22 protein-coding genes are annotated in these 18760 nt (G+C 56.5%); 10 read left to right on the top strand and 12 right to left on the bottom strand.

The features are described 5' to 3' along the window. Position 1 precedes the first annotated feature (1 nt). From DV711_RS13325 to DV711_RS13315, 4 genes are all read right to left on the bottom strand, one after another. Positions 2-1147, bottom strand: a complete 1146-nt coding sequence (locus tag DV711_RS13325) for a Bug family tripartite tricarboxylate transporter substrate binding protein (protein ID WP_114696191.1) — start codon at positions 1145-1147, stop codon at positions 2-4. Positions 1148-1296: 149 nt separating this feature from the next. Further along, positions 1297-2406 carry a 4-oxalomesaconate tautomerase gene (locus DV711_RS13320; RefSeq protein WP_114696190.1) on the bottom strand — a complete coding sequence of 370 codons (1110 nt, stop codon included), beginning with the start codon at positions 2404-2406 and terminating at the stop codon, positions 1297-1299. A 113-nt stretch (positions 2407-2519) separates the two neighbouring features. Further along, positions 2520-2687: a hypothetical protein gene (locus DV711_RS19510; RefSeq protein WP_165840116.1), complete on the bottom strand. Its 168-nt coding sequence runs from the start codon at positions 2685-2687 to the stop codon at positions 2520-2522. 190 nt (positions 2688-2877) lie between these two features. Further along, positions 2878-3786, bottom strand: coding sequence for a LysR family transcriptional regulator (locus DV711_RS13315; protein ID WP_114696189.1), 909 nt, complete (start codon positions 3784-3786; stop codon positions 2878-2880). A 142-nt stretch (positions 3787-3928) separates the two neighbouring features. On the opposite strand from DV711_RS13315, the gene DV711_RS13310 reads away from it, so the two are divergent. Both DV711_RS13310 and nhaA read left to right on the top strand, forming a co-directional pair. Further along, the gene (locus tag DV711_RS13310) at positions 3929-4819 is read left to right on the top strand and encodes an MBL fold metallo-hydrolase (RefSeq protein WP_114696188.1); all 891 of its coding nucleotides are present in this window, start codon (positions 3929-3931) and stop codon (positions 4817-4819) included. A gap of 454 nt (positions 4820-5273) precedes the next feature. Then, the gene (gene nhaA, locus DV711_RS13305; RefSeq protein ID WP_114696326.1) at positions 5274-6686 is read left to right on the top strand and encodes a Na+/H+ antiporter NhaA; all 1413 of its coding nucleotides are present in this window, start codon (positions 5274-5276) and stop codon (positions 6684-6686) included. 199 nt (positions 6687-6885) lie between these two features. On the opposite strand, the gene DV711_RS13300 is transcribed toward nhaA, so the two are convergent. From DV711_RS13300 to DV711_RS19380, 4 genes are all read right to left on the bottom strand, one after another. Continuing rightward, complete coding sequence (locus tag DV711_RS13300) at positions 6886-7146, bottom strand: Rho-binding antiterminator (RefSeq protein WP_114696187.1); 261 nt, start codon at positions 7144-7146, stop codon at positions 6886-6888. Between the two features lie 104 nt (positions 7147-7250). Continuing rightward, positions 7251-7640 carry a VOC family protein gene (locus DV711_RS13295; RefSeq protein ID WP_114696186.1) on the bottom strand — a complete coding sequence of 130 codons (390 nt, stop codon included), beginning with the start codon at positions 7638-7640 and terminating at the stop codon, positions 7251-7253. A gap of 61 nt (positions 7641-7701) precedes the next feature. Beyond that, a complete protein-coding gene (locus tag DV711_RS13290) occupies positions 7702-7998 on the bottom strand; it encodes a helix-turn-helix transcriptional regulator (protein WP_207802635.1) in 297 nt (98 codons plus the stop codon). A gap of 176 nt (positions 7999-8174) precedes the next feature. Then, on the bottom strand, positions 8175-8513 hold the full coding sequence (locus DV711_RS19380) for a hypothetical protein (RefSeq protein ID WP_133297460.1): 339 nt from the start codon (positions 8511-8513) through the stop codon (positions 8175-8177). A gap of 66 nt (positions 8514-8579) precedes the next feature. Here DV711_RS19380 and DV711_RS13285 point away from each other — a divergent pair, with 66 nt between their 5' ends. The 4 genes from DV711_RS13285 to DV711_RS13270 all read left to right on the top strand — a co-directional run bounded on the left by DV711_RS13285 (position 8580) and on the right by DV711_RS13270 (position 11238). Then, positions 8580-9110 carry a helix-turn-helix domain-containing protein gene (locus DV711_RS13285; RefSeq protein WP_114696185.1) on the top strand — a complete coding sequence of 177 codons (531 nt, stop codon included), beginning with the start codon at positions 8580-8582 and terminating at the stop codon, positions 9108-9110. Next, positions 9107-9838 carry an AzlC family ABC transporter permease gene (locus tag DV711_RS13280; RefSeq protein WP_207802634.1) on the top strand — a complete coding sequence of 244 codons (732 nt, stop codon included), beginning with the start codon at positions 9107-9109 and terminating at the stop codon, positions 9836-9838. Before DV711_RS13285 ends, DV711_RS13280 begins: the two co-directional genes overlap by 4 nt. Next, entirely contained in the window at positions 9831-10169 is a 339-nt protein-coding gene (locus DV711_RS13275; RefSeq protein WP_114696184.1) for an AzlD domain-containing protein, read from the top strand. Before DV711_RS13280 ends, DV711_RS13275 begins: the two co-directional genes overlap by 8 nt. Before the next feature lie 193 nt (positions 10170-10362). Continuing rightward, entirely contained in the window at positions 10363-11238 is an 876-nt protein-coding gene (locus DV711_RS13270) for a substrate-binding periplasmic protein (RefSeq protein ID WP_114696183.1), read from the top strand. A gap of 49 nt (positions 11239-11287) precedes the next feature. Here DV711_RS13270 and DV711_RS13265 read toward each other — a convergent pair whose 3' ends face one another. Continuing rightward, positions 11288-12181, bottom strand: a complete 894-nt coding sequence (locus DV711_RS13265; protein WP_114696182.1) for a LysR substrate-binding domain-containing protein — start codon at positions 12179-12181, stop codon at positions 11288-11290. A gap of 223 nt (positions 12182-12404) precedes the next feature. Between DV711_RS13265 and DV711_RS13260 the strand changes: the two genes are divergently transcribed. Further along, positions 12405-13673: an MFS transporter gene (locus DV711_RS13260; protein ID WP_114696181.1), complete on the top strand. Its 1269-nt coding sequence runs from the start codon at positions 12405-12407 to the stop codon at positions 13671-13673. Here DV711_RS13260 and DV711_RS13255 read toward each other — a convergent pair. Continuing rightward, positions 13670-14596: a LysR family transcriptional regulator gene (locus tag DV711_RS13255; protein ID WP_114696180.1), complete on the bottom strand. Its 927-nt coding sequence runs from the start codon at positions 14594-14596 to the stop codon at positions 13670-13672. The two genes, DV711_RS13260 and DV711_RS13255, sit on opposite strands and share 4 nt — an antisense overlap. Positions 14597-14822: 226 nt before the next feature. On the opposite strand from DV711_RS13255, the gene DV711_RS13245 reads away from it, so the two are divergent. Then, positions 14823-15896, top strand: coding sequence for an alkene reductase (locus tag DV711_RS13245; protein ID WP_114696178.1), 1074 nt, complete (start codon positions 14823-14825; stop codon positions 15894-15896). A gap of 92 nt (positions 15897-15988) precedes the next feature. Here DV711_RS13245 and DV711_RS13240 read toward each other — a convergent pair whose 3' ends face one another. Further along, positions 15989-16873, bottom strand: a complete 885-nt coding sequence (locus DV711_RS13240; protein WP_114696177.1) for a LysR family transcriptional regulator — start codon at positions 16871-16873, stop codon at positions 15989-15991. A 122-nt stretch (positions 16874-16995) separates the two neighbouring features. Between DV711_RS13240 and DV711_RS13235 the strand changes: the two genes are divergently transcribed. Both DV711_RS13235 and DV711_RS13230 read left to right on the top strand, forming a co-directional pair. Next, entirely contained in the window at positions 16996-17721 is a 726-nt protein-coding gene (locus DV711_RS13235) for a sulfite exporter TauE/SafE family protein (protein ID WP_114696176.1), read from the top strand. Positions 17722-17749: 28 nt separating this feature from the next. Then, positions 17750-17995, top strand: coding sequence for a hypothetical protein (locus DV711_RS13230; protein ID WP_114696175.1), 246 nt, complete (start codon positions 17750-17752; stop codon positions 17993-17995). Here the strand turns inward: DV711_RS13230 and DV711_RS13225 are convergent. Then, positions 17984-18685, bottom strand: a complete 702-nt coding sequence (locus DV711_RS13225; RefSeq protein ID WP_114696174.1) for a GntR family transcriptional regulator — start codon at positions 18683-18685, stop codon at positions 17984-17986. The genes DV711_RS13230 and DV711_RS13225 overlap by 12 nt on opposite strands. Positions 18686-18760: the final 75 nt, after the last annotated feature.

Below are 18760 nucleotides of genomic sequence, written 5' to 3'. Positions count from 1 at the left end.
GTTAGAAGCGGACGTTGTACTTCTTGGTCAGCCAGTCACGAACCCACTGACGATCGGCGTCGGAGATGTTCAGCGCCACCTCGAAGGCTTTCACCGCGTCGCCCATCACCGCCTGGGGATATTTGCCCAACACTTTCTCGGAGCGGGCGCCGAACTCGTCGGAGGCGACGGTTTCGGCAGCGGCCTTACGCCAGGTTTCGATCACATCCTGATCGGTACCCTTGGGTAGGAAGATCCCTTTCTGAGCCGCAAAGCCGGCGACAAAGAATGATTTCCAAACGTTGAAAGCGGTGCCTTCAGGCTGCTTGCCGTGGATCATCTGGTAGACCTCGGCAAAGTGGGGCAGCTCCGGGAAGGTCGGGTCGCGCTGCAGTTGGCCATTCTGGTCCATCACACCCCAGGTCATGATCGGGATCGCCTTACCTTCTGTCACCAGCGGGGTAACCTTTTTCAAGAACGCTGAGCTGGTCTGGTAATCGATATTGACCTCGCCACGCTCAAACGCCAATCGACCGGCGCCGCGACCCTTCATGCCGAAGATCGCCTGCACATCAATATCGAGTAGATCCAGCGCCAGCAGCGGCACCAGATCCAGCGAAGTGGCACCCTGGCTGCCGTATTTCAGTTCTTTACCGCGCAGTTTGACCAGATCCTCCGCGCTGTTGATACCCAGGCTCGGGCTGACGTAGAACACCCCACCGGTGGGGGTGGCCATGACCACGTTCCAGTCTTTGTATTCGTACTTAACCCGCTTATCGCCGAGCAGATACGGGAACTGGGTCGAGCCGGAGGTGCCGAGGATATTCAGGCCATTCTTCTTGGCCCGGCGTTGAAACTGATTGGCGCCCTTGGTGGAGCCGCCGCCGGGGATGTTCTTGACCACCACGGTGGGCTGGCCCGGCAGGTTTTTGGAGATCATCGGGGCGTAGAAGCGGGCCCAGGTGTCGGATCCACCACCCTCCTTGAACGGGATGATCCATTCGACCCGCTTGCCGCTGAAGTCGACCGCAGCTTGGATCGGAGTGGCCAGGGTAACGGCGGCCATACAGGCCAGACCAGTGCTCAGGCCGGTGAGGGCTTTGCTTTTGAAACTCTTAGTGGAGAACAGCTTGCTCAGGGAGCTTTTCGGGGACTGTGGGTTTTTCATCGTTATCCTCACATTCTTTCTTGTCGTTATTAGTGGTGCTCTTATCGCCTGGTGCTGCGATGGCGCTGGGAGCTAGGTTCCAACTTACGGGGTGAAACTGTCAGCAACCTGTCATCACAACGAAGGCCCGACGATATTTCGAAAAAGGCTCAGGAAACTCGCGCTTGCGGTCGCGACCAGATCCGACCTGGCACGTACAGCTCGCCGCGGAACAGCTTGCGGGCGGTGCGGATCAGCCCTGCTCGGCGAATCTCCGGACAGCTTTGTCCCGGCGCCAGCTCCAGCACCAGATCGATCTTGCCGCTGGGGTGTTCGATCCCGATCTCGGGGTTGAGTGTGTCGGGGCGGTCGATCAGCTCGTCGGTGATGGTACCGGGCAGCATCGCGGCGCTGGCGACGCAGATCGCGCCGGTGACCGCGTGGGCGGCGTGGCAGTTGTCCGGCACAAAATAGCGCGAGGTGATGGTGCCGCCGTTGCGTGGCTTGGATAGCAGCGCCACCTTGGGCAACACCTTGCCGGTGGCATCACCCAGTCCCATCTTCCAGGAAGCCTGTTGGCGGATCCGCTCGATCCGCGCCAGCAGCTCGGTATCGCTATCCAGTTCAGTCTTGGCTTCGTCTCCCTGCTTACCCAATGCTGTCGCGGGAATCAGCACCATCGGTACCGAGGCATCGACGCAACTGACCTCGACGCCGTCGAAACTATCGCGCAGGTTGCCGGTGGGGAGCAGCTTGCCGGTTTTGGTGCCGGCCACGTCGAGGAAATTGAGCAGAATCGGCGCAGCGCTGCCTTCGACGCCGTCGATCCGGGTCTCGCCTTCGTAGTCGACCTGACCGCCGGGAGTCTGCACCACCAGCTCGATCATCGAGTCGGTGTTGACGTTACGCACTCGGACCCGGGTCTGTTCGTCATCGGCATTGACCAGCCCCGATTCGATCGCGAACGGACCGACACCGGACAGAATATTGCCGCAGGAGGGCGACAGGTCGACGCTCTTTTCATCCACCGAAACCTGGGCGAACAGGTAGTCGATATCGGCGTCCGGGTGTTGAGAAACCGACACCACCGCCACCTTGCTCGACAGGCTGGAGCCACCACCGATACCGTCGATCTGCTGGGCATGGCCCGAGCCCATCACCGCCAGCAGTACCTGGTCGCGCAGCTCTGGATCACGGGGTAGGTCATTGGCAAGAAAGTAGGGGCCGCGGGAGGTGCCGCCGCGCATCATGGTGCAGGGAATTGCAGTCTGGATAGGCATGCTGAGCTCCGTTGTTATTGTTGTTGCCGTTGGTTTACGGGCCTGGATCAGGCGAAGAAAAAAGACGGAGCTGCCGCAATCTTGCTACCAGCAGGCGCCCCGCCAAGAGAGAGTCAGTTGTTGCTGAGGATCGCGACCTTATCGATGGCGACCGGAGTAGCGCGGGGCTTGCTGACCAATTTATGGGTCGAGGCAACCGGGCGCGGCTTTTCGCTCAGTTGAGACTGAGGACGCGCCTGGGAAATGGAGGTTGAAAACTGGAAAGGTTCGAAAGAAAGCATGGTGTTCTCCCACTGAAATGCCGATGTGGGAGCCACCTTAAGCGGTCAAGCTGTCAGCAACCTGTCATGCCAAAAAAATGAGTCGTGCTGAGTCGAAAGATCATCGATAGCCCTCGATCGGTACGGGGCAGGGGCAGGGGCAGGGGCATGGGCAGAGGTATGGGTATGGGTATGGAAGAGAGTTGGCCGATCAGCAACCCCTATCCCAGTCGGGAGTGCCTTGGTAGCGCTCGATCAGAAAGTCGAGCAGGCTGCGCAGCGAGGCGGGCAGATGGTGGCGCGACAGGTAGACGCCCCAGAGACTCAGCTCGGGTGCCTGCCAATCGCTCAGCAGGGGTACCAGTTGGCCTTCCCGGATCAGTGGGCCGACCAGATAGCTCGGTTGCAGTGCGATACCGATCCCGGACAACACCGCCTCGGTTAGCACGCTGGCTTCATTGGCGCTGAAGTTGCCCGATACCGGTACGGTCAGCTGCGGCTGATCGGGGCGCTCGAAACGCCAGGCGCCTTTGCCGAAGTTGGAGTAGGTGAGGCAGTTGTGCCGGCTCAGCTCGTCGGGGGTCTGGGGTGTTCCGTACTGGGCCAGGTAGGCCGGTGAGGCGCAGATGATTGAGCGGCAGGGCGCCAGCCGGCGGGCCACCAGCCCCGGGTCCAGCTCACCGGAGATTCGAATCGCCAGGTCGACCCGCTGTTCGATCAGGTTGATGGTGTCGTCGCTGGCGATCATGTCGATCGACACCTGCGGGCAGCGCGCCAGGAAGTCGGCCATCGCCGGAGCTAGGTGGGCGCGGGCGAAGGAGCTGGAGGCGGTCACCCGCAACCGCCCACGCGGTGGTTGATCGGCTTGCTGCAGTGACGATTGCAACTCCTCTTCGAGTTCCAGCATCTGCTGACACTGGCGCAGACACTGCTGTCCGGCTTCGGTCAACGAGATCCGCCGGGTTGAGCGCTGCAGCAGACGGGCGCCGAGCCACTCCTCCAGTGCATTGACGCAACGGGTTGCTTTGACCCGACTGATATCGAGCTGCTCGGCGGCGGCGGTAAAGCTGCCCTGCTTCACCACCTCGGCGAATACCTGCATGGCTTGTAGACGATCCATCGATACCTAGTTCCGACGATACTTATATTGTTACAAAAAATGAAATGGAAAGGTTCAGTATTGTCTCTATATCCGGGCTAATCAAGCCATTAACGTAGCGTTATCTGCTTATTGATGAGAACAACACCGAGAGGAATCGATTATGAAAACGCTACGTTCACTCTGGATGGCGGTGGCCCTGAGCGCCGCGACCGTTACCGGAGCCTATGCCCAAACTGAGGCATCGGCCGATCCCGCGCTCGATCTCACCGTTTACAACGCCGATGCCGGCAGCTTTCATGTTAACTCGGTGTTGGTAACCGGCGAGCAGGATGCGGTGTTGATCGACGCCCAGTTCAGCCGCGCCCATGCCCACCGGGTGGTGGCTGAGATCCTCGATAGCGGCAAGAACCTGACCACGGTCTACGTCAGCCACGGTGACCCGGACTACTACTTCGGCCTGGAGGTGATCAAAGCCGCTTTCCCGCAGGTCGAGATCTACGCCAGCCAGCCGACTATCGACTGGATCAACAACACCGTCGAGAAAAAAGTCGCCTTCTGGGGGCCGAAAATGGGCACCAACGCCCCGGACCGGCCGATCATCCCGCAGTTGCTGCCCAAGCAGGGGCTGTCATTGGAAGGTAAGGCGCTGGAAGTCAAAGGTTTGGACAGTGATTACCCCGGTCGCAGCTACGTCTGGATTCCAGCCATCAAGGCCGTGGTGGGTGGTGTGAATGTCTACAGCGACCTGCACCTGTGGGTCGCCGATGCCCAGAGCAAGGCCGATCGACAGGGCTGGATGACGGTGTTGGAAGGGATCGAAGCGCTGCAACCGAAGCAGGTTATTCCGGGCCACGCCAACGCCGGTGCGCCCCGCGGCTTGGCGGCGGTCAATTTCACCAAAGATTATCTGCAGCGGTTCGAAACCGAGCTGGACCGTAGCGCCGATTCCAGTGTGCTGATCGAATCGATGCAAGGTCTCTACCCCGACGCTGGGCTGGGCATCGCACTGCAGATCGGTGCCAAGGTCACCAAGGGTGAAATGAAGTGGTAAGCCTGTCACTAACATAGATGCGTAACAGAAAAGCCCGGATTGAGTCCGGGCTTTTTAATGGGCTGCTTTTACAGGGTCAACGGAGAAGGCAGTGTGAATCCCTTTATGACGTCCTTGCTAGCCATAAGGAGATTTTTCGATGCGTACTCTCAGTGTGTTTCACCGATGGAGTGAGTCGCTTGCTTAGGGGGGCTTTTAAGTGATAAAAATCAAGTTTTTGGGCTGTTTGAGGCAGTTAGATTCCGCTGTGCTATATCAAGCACTAAGCAGCAGTCTCCGTATTGTTGAAACTGTTGTTCTGTGATTTTCCCTAGGTTTTCCATGGACATAATGTGTTATCAGAACCCCTTTTGAGGCTTAACTCTGAAGCCGTTAACAGGGTAGAGTAGATAGGACGTTAGTATTATCTTCCTGAGACACAGGATTTATTCATGCGCTCTAAACAGGACAAATGATGAAACGCATCAGAAAGAAACATGCCGGCAAAGAATACGTTGCTCCTTGGGAACGTGCTTTCGACAGGGTATTAACCCCAATCGAGGAATTTATCCATCGGCAGACCACCAGTGGTATTTTGCTGATGCTCTGTGCGGTCATCGCGTTATTTATCGCCAATGGAACCTTTGCTGAAGCCTACCATCACTTTTTTCAGCTCTATTTCACGATAGGGTTGGAGAACTTCCAGCTGTCCAAATCCATGCACCACTGGATCAATGATGGCCTGATGGCGATCTTCTTTCTGGTTGTTGGTCTGGAACTGAAACGGGAGCTGCTGGTTGGTGAATTGGCCGATGTGAAGCAGGCCTTACTCCCTATCATCGCAGCGGTAGGGGGGATGCTGGTCCCTGCGTTAATCTACTTCGCCATCAACCCAAGCGGTCATACGGCCGATGGCTGGGGAATTCCAATGGCGACGGATATCGCCTTTGCCCTGGGAGCGCTGGCGTTGCTGGGGAAACGGGTCCCACAAAGTCTGCTGATGTTCCTGATCGCCGTGGCGATTGTTGATGATCTGGGAGCGGTAACCGTTATTGCGCTGTTCTATACCGAAACCCTTAATCTGATGGCACTGGGTCTGGCCGTTCTGTTCACTGTGCTTCTAGTCTTTTTGAATCTTTGGGGTGTTCGCCGGCTGGCACCTTATCTGGTGGTTGGCGCATTCCTCTGGGTTGCGATGCTGAAAAGCGGAATCCATGCGACCTTGGCCGGGGTTATTCTGGCATTCATTATCCCCATGAAGCCCAAATATGATCCGAAGCGCTTCCTCTCTCTGATTGGCAGCAGCGTCGATACGATCAAGGACGCGTATCGGAAAAATGAAAACATCCTGATCAATGATGCGCTTCGCTCCAAGGTCCGCGCGCTGGGTAATGGTGCCTATCTGGTACAGGCTCCGGCGCAGGTACTCGAAAGCCAGTTGCATCTGTTTACTGCCTATCTGGTTATCCCGATCTTCGCCCTGGCAAATGCGGGGGTAGCGATCGACTTTTCAAATATCAGCAGCATTATTGTTCACCCGGTGACCATGGGTATCGGCGTCGGGCTGGTGCTGGGTAAGCTTATCGGTATTGCCGGTTTTACCTGGTTAGCGGTCAAAGCCGGGCTGTGCAATCTACCCAAAGGGCTGAATATGAACCACATCATCGGTGTCGCCTTTATGGGTGGGATCGGTTTTACCATGTCGATCTTCATTGCCGAGCTGGGTTTCGCCGGTCATCCCGATGATCTTTTGATGGCGAAAACCGGAATTTTGTTTGCTTCCTTTACGGCGGGTATCACCGGCTTTATCTGGCTGTACCTGACCTCTAAAGCGCCAGAAACGGTAACCGAAGTGTCCGCTGCAACCGCGGCTGATGTGAAAGAGTAACCTTCCTAGCTCGACTGCCCCCATGCACCTGTCGGACGCTTTAGTCCAGTGCGCAGGGGGCAGGCTAGGCATCGCAATGCAAAAGCCCGGATTGGTTCCGGGCTTTTTTATGGGGTGTGAGGATCGCTGCTATTGAGGATTAGCTGAACTTATTGCTGCATGGAGGGGTAACGCCTCAACTGATCTCTCTGTTGCCCAGCTAGGTGGCAGACTCAGTATCAAAAGAAACCCTACGGACATGCGGGTTCTCAACACAAACTTCTAACACTGAAATTTCAGACAAAACAACGAGATTTGTAGCACCATCAGATTCCAGCAGGATGCACTCCCTTCGCGCCTCATCAAGGCGCGTATCCAAGCCTATCCCTTCAATAATCTCGCCTGATTTCAGTACTAACTTGAGTGGGTATCTGTAAGTACAGACTATTTCTACGTAATCGTGTATTTCACAAGAAATCATTGTTAACACCCAAAGTGATGTCTAGTGCTTAGAGCATACAATGCCGGAGCCATAAGCTCCCCATGAATGTGTTTGCTATATGCAACGGTAGGAACTTGGGTTGTTTAAAGCTCTTGCATCAGCTGAATGTAATTCCCGCAGGTATCGTCGAGCACGGCAATCATAACGCTGCCCGCTTCTCTGGGCGGTATCGAGAATTCTACCCCCAGGCCTGCAAGTCTCTGGTACTCGTTTTCCAGGTCGTTAACCGCGAAGGAGGTCCATGGAATGCCGGCCTCTTTCAAGGCTTGTTGGTACAGTCTGGCGGGCTTGAACGCCATGGGTTCTAGTAGCAGCTCAACGCCGGCTTGTTCTTCGGGGGATACGAGCGTCAGCCAGCGGTGCTCACCCAAAGGGACATCTTTTTTCTTGATAAAGCCCAACACTCGCGTGTAGAAATCCAGCGCTTTATCTTGGTCCTCAACGGGAACACTGGTTACGTATAGTTTGATCATCGCTTGGCGCTCTCTGTCAATTCAGAACGCTTCAAGAATAGTCAGGATCAGATTGGATTACTTATTCTAGATTGCTGTGCTGGAGGCGCTGGTACGCGGTTGGCGTATGGCCGGTGCACTTTTTAAAGACCGATGAGAAGGTCGGCACACTTTCATAGCCCACGTCGAAGCAGGTCTGAGTGATCGGCGTTCCTTGCTTGATCAACTCCTTGGCTTTGGAGATACGTAAGTCTCTTAAATAGGCTCGGGGCGTTAACCCGTAGACGCGCTGAAAGATCCTGACGTAATGAAATCGAGAAATACAGGCCGCTTCGGCTAAGTCATCGAGTTCTACCTTGTCGGAATAGAACTTCTCCATGAACGCCTTCGATTGTCTTACGCGCGCATAGTGTTCTGGCCGTAATGAAAGCTCGCTATATATGCGATCCAGCTCAGTTTCAAAATAGGTTACTGATCTTTTCGTCATCGGATGAGTTACGGCCATAAGGTAGATGAGGTCGTGCCTGATACCTAGCTGGGTTTTCCCAATATTCGCTATGGATCGGTAGCGGCTTTAATCAACCGATCCTCGCAGGCAAGGCTGCCTTGGCGAGGATCATGAACCAGTGTGACTGCTGTTGCGGATTCTTTCCATGGTTGGGCGATAACAAAGCAGTACTGTTGAGATGGATGAAGCCTTGAAAAGGTTCTGATCAGCGAGTCGTTACACGAATCGGTGCGTTTCCTCTTATGCTCGATAGAAAAACTCATTGCTGTAACGTCATGAAAATAATGGCTATCTGCTTGTATTGAGTCTTTGTGCTTCAGCCATATTGCCAATCTCCGGTTTGTTTTTGGTTGACAAGCTTGCGTTCCATAGATAAAACGTTCCATATATAGAACGTTCGATATAAGGAACGTTTTGTCTGATTCAGACTTACCACTTCTAGCAGATGGGTTATGGATAAAGTCACTCTCGAAACGATTGGTCGACACCTGCAGGAGCTGCGAATTGAACGCGGCTGGTCATTGTCACAGCTTGCCGCTGCCGCGGGCATCGCCAAGTCGAATCTGTCACGCCTTGAACAGGGTAATGGAAATCCTACCTTGGATACGATCTGGCGGCTGGCGATGCAGCTGAACGTCCCCTTCGGCAACCTAGTTGCGCCGATCAGCGTGCCGGTGGGCGAGGAGGGGGTTCAAGTTCGTCTGATCGATCAGGGCAAAGACGAACCTCAGGTCGATGTTTATTGGATGACTTGCGCGCCCCACACACAGCGTGAGGCAGAACCCCATACGCCAGGTACCAGGGAATCGATCACGGTGATCAGTGGGCAGCTAGAGGTCGGCACGCTTGAAGACAGACAGAAGCTCTCCGCTGGAGAAACTCATACCTTCGATGCCGATAGTCCGCACCTCTACCGAGCAGGCGAAAATTGGGCCTCTCTGATGGTCACAATCGTTTATGCCGGCGGTGGAAAACGCTCATGATCTCTGATGCAGCCTATCCTCACCGCTCCGCCTGGTTGGCCGGTGTTCGCGAAGCCCTGCCGCTATTGGGTGGCTACATACCCGTGGCGATCTCGTTTGGACTTATCGCTATTCAGGCTGGTTTCAGTGCTTGGGAAACCATCGCTATTTCAACGCTGGTCTATGCGGGCGCTTCTCAGTTCCTGTTCGTCGGTATGGTCGCTGCCGGAGCACCGTTGTGGCTGGTGGTGATCATGACGTTGCTGATCAACGCTCGTCATGTGGTCTACGGTCCCAATCTCGCACCCTGGTTAACGCCAAGTCGCTGGTGGCCCTGGTTGGCTCATGGCCTGACCGATCAGGTCTTTGCGCTGGCGCTGACTCGGTTCCCACAGCTTCCGGCAAACGAGCGTGTGGGATGGTTTACCGGTGCCATGTTGCTCGCCTGGTTCAGCTGGATTGGCGGAACCGCACTGGGAGCGTTCGCCGGTGCCGAGTTGATGTCTCGCTGGCCGTTACTTGGTGAAGTCCTTCCCTTTGCGCTTCCAGCCCTGTTTTTGGTGCTACTGGCACCCAGGTTTACCTCTCGGCAATGGGTAATCGCATTGGGCAGTGCGATAACAGCTTCCCTGCTGCTTACCCTGAATGGCCTGAATAATGCGGCGATTCCAACGGCGGCCGCGTTAGGGTGCCTGTGTTTTTATTTGGTGAAGCCCGGTGAGAAAGCAGGAGCAGAGCGCAATGCATGATTCACTTTGGTTGGCCGTTGTTGCTATTGCTGTGGGCACCTTCAGCATGCGGTTTCTCCCGATGCTATGGATGCAACGGCACCTGGATAAGCACGATGGCCAGGATGCAATCGATGTCATGCCTCAGTGGCTGAGCTTGCTTGGGCCCATGATGATTGCCGCCATGTTTGGCGGCTCGTTAGTCCCTAACAGTGTCAATCTCACCGGTTGGGCGGCGACTGCCTGCGGCGTGCTAGTCACCCTGTTGGTTTGGCGTCGCACCCTGTCCCTTGGACTGCCCGTGCTAGCTGGGGTGTTTGCTTATGGCGCGGTGTTTATCGCATTCAGGTAATGTGCAAGCGTTTGCTCAGGTTGGAGCCGGCTGCGCTGCTGATCACCTCGGGGTCTTTAGTGACCTGATTTTGTCTCATGCACCTACATCCTTTGTGACGGTAGGCTAATTGTTAAAGATCACCGCAATCTACTGTGCGGGTTGGGGCATGCAAGCACAGGTACGCTGACAGGGACTAAATGATGAAGGGCCGATGGAGGTTAACAAAGCCATCTATCCCAGTAGGATTAGGCGTGAATCTGCAATACAGGGCATGGCGGTTTCAGATCGAGTTGATCGGGGCGGCTATAATATTTTGGGTTGGACTAACAGAAGAGGCGATTGGGTGAGATTTTGTTTATGGCTGCTCGGTTTGCTGCTCTCAGCTGCATCACTCGCGGCCAGTTCAGCTGAGAGAATTCCTTTAGTTACCTACCATATCGCTCCGCCTTTTATCGTCGATCGAGATGCCAGAATCGGCCTGACTTATGATCTTGCGGAGTTTTTGACGGAGCGATCTGAAGGTCGATTCCACTTTGTTGTGGAGGGCCTCCCTCGGATGCGGGTGAATTCGAGGCTGGAGAAATCATCTCCGCTGGTGGTTCCTTGGGTAAATCCGCACTGGTTTAAAGACCCCACCATGGAACGCTATCTATGGACTTCGGGTTATTTGCCCGACAACAATGCGGTGCTCTCTTCAGTTATTAAGCCGATTGAATACACCGGTCCTGATTCCTTGATCGGCAAGTCGTTATCCGGGGTGCTCGGTGGGCGATGGGTTGGTGTGGACCCATTAATCGAACAGGGAAAAATAAAGCGGGTCGATACCAGTTCGTATTTATCGACACTTCGGATGGTGCTGCATGGACGAGTTGATGCGACCATTATTCCGTCGCCGGTCGCTAAGTATCTGATATCTCAGGAGCGATTTTCCGGCTATTTTCATTTTTCAGCCCGCCCCCATACGGAGTACTTGCGCCACTTTCTGGTTAAAGAAAGGCCGGATGTCCGCCGCTTTCTCGAAGCCCAGGTTCCTATTCTTCGTGACGATCCACGATGGAAGGCCAGCATGGCGAGCTATGGAATGTAATTGGGCTTGTCTAAGACCGCTTTAGGGTGAGCCAGGCTCTTTCGATGGGTCACTCGCTGACCGAAAACTGATTCAGTAACCAGGTCTTTAAGGTTGTTGACGCTCGGGTCAGTGGTTGGCGTTTCGGATGGATCAGGTAGTAGCTTTTATCTAGTGGTAGTCGTTGTTTGAACGGCTCGATCAGCTCACCTCGCTTGAGTTCTTCTTGAATCATCAGTTCACTGCCTAACACTACGCCCTGGTGTCGCTTGGCAGCATCGATTGCCAGCAGCGCCTGGTCAAAGTGCAGGGTGGCTATCTGTTGCCGTTGTTCGGCTGTGATGGTGCTGAACGCATTGAGCCATCGATCCCAGAAGGGCTGCAAACTGTTGACGATCAGGGTGGCCTGCTGCAGTTGATCTACATCGATAAGCTGCTTGGTCTGTTGGTACTCCGGGCTACAGAACAGGCAGACTTCGTCGTCAAAAACTAACGTCACATCAAGCTGCGGATCTTCGCCATCGAAATGGCGTACCGCCAGATCCACCGCATCGGTTTGGAACTGAACCGGACTGTTAGACGCGTTGATATGTACCTCGATTTCCGGGTGCTGGCTGACAAAGTGCTCCAGTCGAGGGCCCAACCATTTGGAGGCCAGGGTTTGCGTCATCGACAGGCAGACCCGGTTGGTCGCTCCGTACCGGCAGGCTTCACTGGAGTTGCTGATCTGCTCTAACGCCGGTGCAATGCGGCCGTAATAGTCCAAGCCGCGATCGGTCACCGTTAGCTTACGAACCCTGCGCATAAACAGCGGGTAACCAAGCCAGTTTTCCAGTTTTTGAACTTGTTGGGACACCGCGCCGGGGGTGATATGCAGCTCTGCGGCTGCCTGCTTGAAACTGCCGTTACGTACTGCGGACTCGAAGGCGACCAGGGCACGAAGGGGCGGCATCGCTCTTTGCATGATGGGTATCCGACTAAGCAGTGAATAGACAGTAAGATAGAAAAACTATTTTATTAAGGTGGAATAAATCGTTTGTCAAGGAGGCCAGGTTCGCCACAATAAGCAGATATCTGCGCAGGCCCTGTGGCTTTACTACTATGGGGTTAGTTTGATCCGCGTGCTTCGGTTAGCAGTTGTCGTAGCTTGAATACAGCCAGCCAGGAACAGGATAGAAAACCACCCTATGAGCACCATAACCCTTCCCCAAACCCGTGAGCGCTTGTTCACCCCGGTACTGATCGCCGGCTGTGTCATCATCCTGATCAGCTTTGCGATCCGCTCCTCGTTTGGCTTGTTCCAGATTCCGATTGCCGAAGAGTTCAACTGGCTGCGGGCGGACTTCTCGTTTGCGATCGCGATCCAGAATCTGTTCTGGGGCATCGGGCAACCGATCTTCAGCGCCTTTGCCGAAAAGTACGGTGACCGCAAAGCGATCATCGCCGGGGCGATGACCTATGCCGCGGGTCTGGTTTTTTCCTCCTACGCCATCACGCCGGGGCAGCACCAGTTGTTGGAAGTCCTGGTCGGCTTCGGTATTGCCGGTACCGGCTTTGGCGTGATCCTCGCCGTAGTCGGCAGGGCAACCGCAGAAAAATATCGCTCGATGGCCTTGGGTATCGCTACCGCGGCGGGTTCTGCCGGTCAGATCGTCGGCCCGCCGTTGGCTCAAACCCTGTTACAGCAACTGGCCTGGCAGTCGGTGTTTGTGGTGTTTGCGGCGATGATCCTGTTGTCGTTGCTGGCGCTGTTCTTTATGCGGGTTCCGGCCCCCCCCAAAGCGCAGCATCAGGATGACGGCATGGGAAAGATCGTGTTCAAAGCCGTCCAGGATCCGACCTTTATTTTTATCTTTATGGGCTTCTTCTCATGCGGCTATCAGCTGGCGTTTATCACCGCTCACTTCCCAGCCTTTATCGCAGAGATGTGTAGTGCGGTGGCACCCGGTAGCATCATCCAAGCCCTAGGGGTTAGCTCGACCTCGACGCTGGGAGCGGTTGCGATTGCGCTGATCGGAGTGGCCAATATCGGTGGAACCCTGTTGGCGGGCTGGCTGGGTAACCGTTACTCACGCAAATACCTGTTGGCCAGTATTTATCTGCTGCGTACCCTGGTGGCCGGGGCGTTCATTATGAACCCGATCACGCCCGAATCGGTGGTGCTGTTCTCGATCTTGATGGGCGCCCTCTGGTTGGCGACCGTGCCACTGACAGCCGGTCTGATCGCCCAGATCTACGGCCTGCGCTACATGGGCACGCTTTACGGGTTGGTGTTCTTCTCGCACCAGTTGGGCGGATTTCTGGGCGTCTGGCTGGGCGGTTCGATGTACGACCTGTACGGCAATTACACTCTGGTCTGGTGGGTCGGTGTCGGCGTTGGGGCATTCTCCGCGTTGATCCATCTACCAGTCAGAGAGCAGCCTTGGGCCGAGCGGCAGGGATTGGCTGCCGCCTAGAGCGTGTGGATCATCTCTTCAAGCTCGACGCTCCGCTCATCCTGGGTGTGTTGCATCAGGTAGTCGATAAACACCCGGGTTTTAGCGGGTAGGTAGCTGCGGGATGCATAGTAGACCCGGACCTTTAACGGGTCGGCTTCGAACTCTTCCAGCACCCGCTTGAAACAGCCTTGTTGCAGGCAGTTGCGGGCGTGGCCGATACCGATCCGGGCGATACCGATACCCAAGTCCACCGCTTTCATCGCGGCGGAGATACTGTTGACCACCAGATTGCCCTGGGGCTCGATCTGGATCAGCTGGTCTTGCTGATGAAAGCTCCAGTCAAACTTGCGACCGGTGGTCGGCGAGCGGTAAGCGATGCAGTTATGCTGGGCAAGCTCTTGCGGCGATCTGGGGGTGCCGTAACGCTCCAGGTAGGCGTCGGACGCCACCAACACCGGTTGTAGCTGGTAGAAATCCCTTGCGATCAGGCTGCTCTCCGGATTGTTCAGAACACCGATGCCGACGTCGGCTCCCTCCTTGGCCAGATCGCCGATGCGGTCATCGAAATTCAGGTCCAGTTCGATCTCCGGATACTGCTCCAGGAATTCCGGCAGCAACGGCAACACCATCATGCGTCCAAAACTGTCCGGTAGGTTGACTTTGAGACGACCGCTAGGGGTCTGCTGGCGATCACTGCTGAGTCGAATCTGGTCCTCTAGCTGTTCGACCAGGTGGCCGGTGCGGCGGTACAGATCATCGCCGTCTTCGGTCAGCGCCAGTGAGCGGGTGGTGCGGTGGAACAGCCGTAGCGACATCGATTTTTCCAGCGTCGCGATCGCTTTGCTGACCGCCGCCGAGGAGGTGCCGAGCTGCCGTGCGGCGGCTGAAAAGTTGCCGTTTTTTACCACGGCGTTGAAGATATGGAGCTGGTTCGGAATCATGGCTTATCCGTCGTCAAAGGCTTGGATCGGTCGGCATTTCAGTGCTTTCACTATAACAGCTGTGCGTTAAAGGCAGCTGTTAGTTTTAACTATAGGTTGAAACTGTTCCAAGGTGATCGTGGCTACACAGGGGTTGGTGGGTTCTGTTTCAATGCCCTCAACGATAACCGGACAGAGCGAGTCATCCGTATTCCGGATAAGCCCGAACCCTTCGACGAGGCCCTCTATGAGTAACCTGTTTCACCCCGTACAACTGGGCGCCGTGGCGCTGGATAACCGTGTACTGATGGCGCCGCTGACCCGCAGTCGCGCCGACGCCGGCCATATCCCCAGTGATCTGATGGTCGACTACTATGCCCAGCGCGCCAGTGCCGGGCTGATCATTGCCGAAGCCACCATGGTGATGGAGCACGGTTCCGCGTTCATCAACGAGCCGGGGATCTATTCCGAAGCCCAGGTGCAGGCTTGGCAAAAGGTGACCGAGGCGGTCCATGCCGAGGGCGGTAAGATTTTTCTGCAGCTCTGGCACGGTGGACGTGCCTGTCATCCGGATCTGAACGGCGGGCGGGTGCCGGTGGCGCCCAGTGCCATCGCCATTACCAACGACGAAGTTCACACGCTGGACGGTAAGAAACCCTATACCGTGCCGCGGGCGCTGGACGATGCCGAGATTCCCGCCATCGTCGAGGGCTTCGCCCAAGCGGCCCGCAACGCCAAGCGCGCCGGTTTCGACGGTGTCGAAGTGCACGGCGCCAACGGCTACCTGCTGGACCAGTTCCTGCGCGACGGCAGCAACCAGCGCCAGGGCCCCTATGGGGGTTCGATCGAGAACCGCGCCCGTCTGCTGCTCGAAGTGCTCGATGCGGTGACCGCGGTTTGGGGTGAAGACCGGGTGGGGGTGCGACTCTCTCCGCTTAATAGTTTCAACAGCATGAAGGATAGCGATCCGGCGGGCCTGGCGGCCTGGTTGGCCAAGCGTCTGAACGATTACGACCTGGCTTACCTGCACCTGATGCGCAGCGACTTTTTGGGTGAGCAGCAGGGTGATGTGGTCAATCCGGTACGGCAACACTACCGGGGCAAGCTGATCCTGAACATGGGCTACAACGCCGAAGAGTCATCCCAGGTGATCGCCGACGAACAGGCCGATGCCGTCGCCTTCGGCGTGCCCTTTATCGCCAATCCAGATCTGGTTGAGCGGCTGAAACAGTCGGCTGACCTGAACGAGCCGGATCCAAGCACCTTCTATACCCCCGGGGCAGCAGGCTACACCGATTACCCGACTCTGCAGCCCGCCTGAACCACGTTCAGGATCGATAAAGCCACCTCCCGATGAGGTGGCTTTTTGTTGATGGGTACTTGGACTGAGCCGGTAGTCTCCCTTCTATCCACTCAGCCTTCATCGAGCTGCAGCATCTGCTGCCAGAACTCCTTAGCCAGTCCACTGCGGGCCTGGTCCCTCAGCCGGATCAGATAGATCGGGACCTGGCTACGGTAGTTGAAGTTCTCCACCTTCAGCGCGGTCAGCTCGCCGCTGTTCAGCTCCGCTTCCACCATCTGCTGCGGAATCCGGGCCCAACCCATGCCGGCCATCAGCAGGCTTTTCTTCATCATGTAGTCGCCCACGTACCAACGCTGGCCGCCGGGCAGTACGTTGATATGGTCGAACGGTGCCACCGAACCGGTATCGGATAGCAGGATATGGGGGCGGTTGCGCAGCAGAGCCTGAGGGACGCTGGCCTCTTCGGGCAGGTTGAGCAAGTCCGGTCGTGCCACGGTGATCATCGTCAGGCGGCTGATTTCGACATATTCGAACCGGTCGTCGAGGCCGGTGTACGGGCCGATCGCCAGGTCGGCGGTTTCCTTGATCAGCTTCTCCACCACCCCGGACAGGTGTTCGGTGGTGATGTTGAGTTGCAGCTGCGGTTGTCGATCGGCGAAGCGGCGGATCTGTTCCAGCCCCGGTGGCAGGGTGCACATGGCGCTCAGCGAGATCGACAGCGTCGGCACCGTGCCACGGGCCAGATGATGGCCCAGGGCTTCGAGCTCGTTGACCCGGCCCAACAGCTGCTTGGCCTGCCGATAGAACGCCTTGCCTTCGGTGGTCAGGCTGGGGCGATAACTGTCGCGGCTGAACAGCTGGAAATCGAACTGCTGCTCCAGCGTGGCGACGGCGGCGCTGACACTGGGCTGGGTCTTGTGAATATGGTTGGCGGCGGCGCGGAAACTACCTTGTTCGACCACGGCGACGAATGCGCGAAGCTGATCATTGGTCATGGCTAATTCCTAAGACAATAGGTATATCCAATCAATATGAACTAAAGATGCAATTATCTTACGTTCAACTGCGGCGCTAAGATAGCCCCCGATTTCAAACCGGGTTTTCTGAGGGTGGGCTGTTGGATTTAGAGCTGCTGATTTTGACCGTTGCCGCGTTGTTGACCGGGGTTTCCAAGTTTTCCGTCGGTGGGATGGGCATGTTGGTATTGCCGATCCTGATGATCGTCTACCCCGGCCCGGAAGTGCTCGGGGTGTTGATCCCGCTGTATCTGTGGAACGACCTGGCGGTGATGTTCTGTTACCGGCAGCGGATCAACTGGCGGATTATCGCCGCCTTGGCGCCGTTGCTGATGCTGGGAATGGCGTTGGGCAGCTGGCTGCTTCAGGGGCTGGATGCGGACCGTTTCCGGCTGCTGACCGGAACCATGATCCTGGCGATGTTGGGGCTGAGTTTGTGGCTCGACGATCACCAGAGCCAGTGGTTGCGTCACCCTCTGGCAAGTCGCGGCGCCGGATTGCTCGGCGGCCTAATCAGCATGACCACCAATACCGCCGGCCCGCTGCTGAGTCTGTACCTGATGGAACAGCCACTCGATAAGCGGGCGTACATGAGTACCCGCGCCTGGATCTTCATTCTGGTCAACGTTTTCAAAGTGCCGCTGCTGATCGGACTGGGGCTGATGACCTGGGAGTCCACCCGGACCAGCCTGTGGGGCATTCCCGGTTTAGCCCTGGGTGGCCTGATCGGTTTCTGGCTGGTGGGACGGCTGCAATTTGCACAGTTCAAGTGGCTGATTCGCGGCACCGCAGCGCTAGCGGCGATAAAGTTATTTGTTTTCAGTTAGGGGCGCAGGGCGCTCCGGGAGTTAGAGCATGAGTCACTTCGAGATTCACTACGACACTCAATCCCAGGCGATGGCAGCCGAAATCGCCTTCGCCGATCGGGCAGAAGGTCAGCTACAGGTTCGACGTCTTGGCAACCGGGTTCAGGTGACGCCGCCACCTTTGGTCGCGCCGTTGGTGGCTTTATTGGAACGTCTCTGTCGGATTAGTGGGCGCGACTGTTTTATCCCCGAGCAATCAGCAGTTCAAAAATCCGCATCGCGCTCAGCCCGTTAATGGCGCCACAGACTTCTCCTCAAACTGCGGCAGTTGTTGTTGGAACTGCTGATTAAGCAGCTCGATTCTGGCCGTCAGCGCTGCACGGATATGCGCTCGGGCGATCTTCTCGGCCTGTTCAGGATTCCTGGCCTCCAATGCCTGCATCAGTGTTTCGTGTTCCTCGATGGCGTCGGCATTTCGGTTGCCCACCTGATAGGTGGTGCTGCCCAGCAGCGCCATCGCATCCTGCAGACTACCCAACGACTTGATCAGATAGCGGTTATGGGCCGCCTGATAAAGCGCCTGGTGAAATGTCTTGTTGATCCTCGCCTGCTGTTGGATCGCACCTTGCTCCGCCGCCTGCCGTTCGGCGTTTAACAGGTTTCGTAGGGCCGACAGCTCGGCATCCGATGCCAGCCTGGCGGTCTGGGCGGCCGCGGCCCCCTCCAACAGTTCGCGCATCTGGTACAGCTCGATCACCGATTGGTAATCCAGCTGCGTCACCATCATTCCCTTATGCGTACTGCTGCAGACCAAGCCTTCGGACTCGAGCCGTCGGATCGCCTCGCGAATCGGGGTGCGGCTGATGCCGAATCTGTCGGCCAGCTCGGCTTCGCGAATCCGGCTGCCGGCTTCGAGCTGTCCGCTGTGAATCGATGCTCGCAGTTGCTGATAGGCGTGTTCGGAACGGGAGGGCTGGCTGCTCATGGTTTAGCTCTCAAGGTTTAGTTCTCAAGGTGAGGGGCTGCAATGACCGGCGCTGCCACGACCGGCTCGTGACAG

This window comes from Motiliproteus coralliicola, from assembly GCF_003345655.1.
GTDB lineage: Bacteria > Pseudomonadota > Gammaproteobacteria > Pseudomonadales > Balneatricaceae > Motiliproteus > Motiliproteus coralliicola.
The sequence above is the reverse complement of the archived record's forward strand: the minus strand, read 5'-3'. Positions and strand labels throughout refer to the sequence as shown.

Coding starts and splice junctions, on each gene's coding strand:
- nhaA (WP_114696326.1), top strand. CDS start 5,274: ATGAAACGCATCAGAAAGAAACATGCCGGCAAAGAATACGTTGCTCCT.
- DV711_RS13240 (WP_114696177.1), bottom strand. CDS start 16,873: ATGACCAATGATCAGCTTCGCGCATTCGTCGCCGTGGTCGAACAAGGT.
- DV711_RS13290 (WP_207802635.1), bottom strand. CDS start 7,998: ATGGAGAAGTTCTATTCCGACAAGGTAGAACTCGATGACTTAGCCGAA.
- DV711_RS13245 (WP_114696178.1), top strand. CDS start 14,823: ATGAGTAACCTGTTTCACCCCGTACAACTGGGCGCCGTGGCGCTGGAT.
- DV711_RS13320 (WP_114696190.1), bottom strand. CDS start 2,406: ATGCCTATCCAGACTGCAATTCCCTGCACCATGATGCGCGGCGGCACC.
- DV711_RS13230 (WP_114696175.1), top strand. CDS start 17,750: ATGAGTCACTTCGAGATTCACTACGACACTCAATCCCAGGCGATGGCA.
- DV711_RS13315 (WP_114696189.1), bottom strand. CDS start 3,786: ATGGATCGTCTACAAGCCATGCAGGTATTCGCCGAGGTGGTGAAGCAG.
- DV711_RS13285 (WP_114696185.1), top strand. CDS start 8,580: ATGGATAAAGTCACTCTCGAAACGATTGGTCGACACCTGCAGGAGCTG.
- DV711_RS13265 (WP_114696182.1), bottom strand. CDS start 12,181: ATGCAAAGAGCGATGCCGCCCCTTCGTGCCCTGGTCGCCTTCGAGTCC.
- DV711_RS13275 (WP_114696184.1), top strand. CDS start 9,831: ATGCATGATTCACTTTGGTTGGCCGTTGTTGCTATTGCTGTGGGCACC.
- DV711_RS19510 (WP_165840116.1), bottom strand. CDS start 2,687: ATGCTTTCTTTCGAACCTTTCCAGTTTTCAACCTCCATTTCCCAGGCG.
- DV711_RS13280 (WP_207802634.1), top strand. CDS start 9,107: ATGATCTCTGATGCAGCCTATCCTCACCGCTCCGCCTGGTTGGCCGGT.
- DV711_RS13300 (WP_114696187.1), bottom strand. CDS start 7,146: ATGATTTCTTGTGAAATACACGATTACGTAGAAATAGTCTGTACTTAC.
- DV711_RS13225 (WP_114696174.1), bottom strand. CDS start 18,685: ATGAGCAGCCAGCCCTCCCGTTCCGAACACGCCTATCAGCAACTGCGA.
- DV711_RS13270 (WP_114696183.1), top strand. CDS start 10,363: ATGGAGGTTAACAAAGCCATCTATCCCAGTAGGATTAGGCGTGAATCT.
- DV711_RS13255 (WP_114696180.1), bottom strand. CDS start 14,596: ATGATTCCGAACCAGCTCCATATCTTCAACGCCGTGGTAAAAAACGGC.
- DV711_RS13260 (WP_114696181.1), top strand. CDS start 12,405: ATGAGCACCATAACCCTTCCCCAAACCCGTGAGCGCTTGTTCACCCCG.
- DV711_RS13325 (WP_114696191.1), bottom strand. CDS start 1,147: ATGAAAAACCCACAGTCCCCGAAAAGCTCCCTGAGCAAGCTGTTCTCC.
- DV711_RS19380 (WP_133297460.1), bottom strand. CDS start 8,513: ATGGAACGTTTTATCTATGGAACGCAAGCTTGTCAACCAAAAACAAAC.
- DV711_RS13310 (WP_114696188.1), top strand. CDS start 3,929: ATGAAAACGCTACGTTCACTCTGGATGGCGGTGGCCCTGAGCGCCGCG.
- DV711_RS13295 (WP_114696186.1), bottom strand. CDS start 7,640: ATGATCAAACTATACGTAACCAGTGTTCCCGTTGAGGACCAAGATAAA.